Raw genomic sequence first — 1445 nt, 5'->3', positions numbered from 1 at the left:
TCACATTCGGCCTGGCAACCCGAATACTTCCGTCCGGCATAGTTACAAAATCGTATGAACCTGATGGTGTTATTCGCTTCCCGGTTGAGGTTTGCAGCCAATAGCGACCAGACTCATCTTGTACAAGCGTTCTTACTGGTCGCTGTGCAATAGCAACATCATTAGGGCGCAGGTTAACTAACGTGCCCCGCTCAGTAAGATTTGGAACAGGGCCTGTCGCTTTTGCCCCTCCACCACTCGAAGTACCTGCCGTCCGACTTGGGCTAAATAGGCTTGCCATGGCCAACAGGGTTTCATCCGATAAGCCTGCCGGTGTCTGCGCCAAAATATCCCGGACACTCTCGAATTCACGCGATGGTGAATACTTGGTATAGCCCTCGAGATCATTTCGGATCAAGTCATCATGCAATGCCCTCCACTCGGCATTGTCTTTGTAAGGCCCATAGCTTTCAAGCGCTGCAAACGCTTCGGCTCTAAGCGTTTTGCAGCCGGCGCTCTCCAAAGCGCCTCTACACGCGAATTTAAGCGCTTGGTCACGAAGTTTATCAAGACGCTCAAGCTCGTCACGCCGCTCACATGCGTTTCTATCGCCGGCACTGCAAGCTTGGTGCTTCTCCAAACGCTCTTCAGCTTCAGCATGATTCAGGTAGTTATAACTTGTCGCCCCACCCGCCACTGCAGCCCCTACCTGCAGGCTCTGCTCATCCCCACCCTGCAAACCTGCGGTCAACACGCCCACCAGTTGCGAGTTCATCACCAGCAGCGCTTTGCGGTCTTCCACGCCCATCTTCTGGTACTGGGCATCCAGCTTCTCGACGAGCAACTCGTTCACCCCTGCCGCCAGCGCACCAGTCTTGAAGTCACCGCCCATCGCTTCAGCAGCAAGGCCGCCCATCACGGCATGCAGGCCTGCCTTGGCGAAGCTGCCGTCTGGCAATTCCAGCTGGGCGCCTGGCGCCGTACTGTCACCAATCCAATTGAAGCCGGCCGCCATGAAGGTGCTGGCCAGGGTGCTCTGCAAGGCGTCGCTGAAGCTGCCATCCTGGCCGACGAGTTTGCTCAGCGCCGCTGAGGTGGTGTTTTGCAGGGCTTGGTTGGCCGCAAATCGGCCGATTGCTGGCACGCTACCAAGGCCCGAACCAGAAACGCTGACGGTGCCGGTATTGCTCAAGGGGGTATTGGCGCCTACAGCGTTGCTGGCGGTGCTGGGGGCGGTTTCGGTACCTGTCCAGCCGTCATAGAGCCCGGTTGTCATGCCCGCCGTGATACCGGTGACGGCGTAGCCCTTGAGCGCATCGCTGGCGGTCACGTCCTTGAGTACGGCGCCCAGGTCGCCCCGGTTGTTGACGGTGCTGATCGCTGCGCCGCTGGCCGCCGAGGTGCCGATGGCCGTGGCGCCAACATTGGCCCAGCCGGCGGCCTGGGTAGCAGTGGCCGCTGACCAG

At 59.1% G+C, this 1445-nt stretch carries 1 protein-coding gene; it reads right to left on the bottom strand.

Translation table 11 applies throughout. The features are described from left to right. The coding region (locus tag BVH03_RS25315; RefSeq protein ID WP_168175678.1) for a DUF637 domain-containing protein at positions 1-1445 on the bottom strand (1445 nt) is incomplete at both ends.

Origin of the sequence: Pseudomonas sp. PA15(2017) (assembly GCF_001945395.1) — a bacterium.
Classification (GTDB): domain Bacteria; phylum Pseudomonadota; class Gammaproteobacteria; order Pseudomonadales; family Pseudomonadaceae; genus Aquipseudomonas.
The sequence above is the reverse complement of the archived record's forward strand: the minus strand, read 5'-3'. Positions and strand labels throughout refer to the sequence as shown.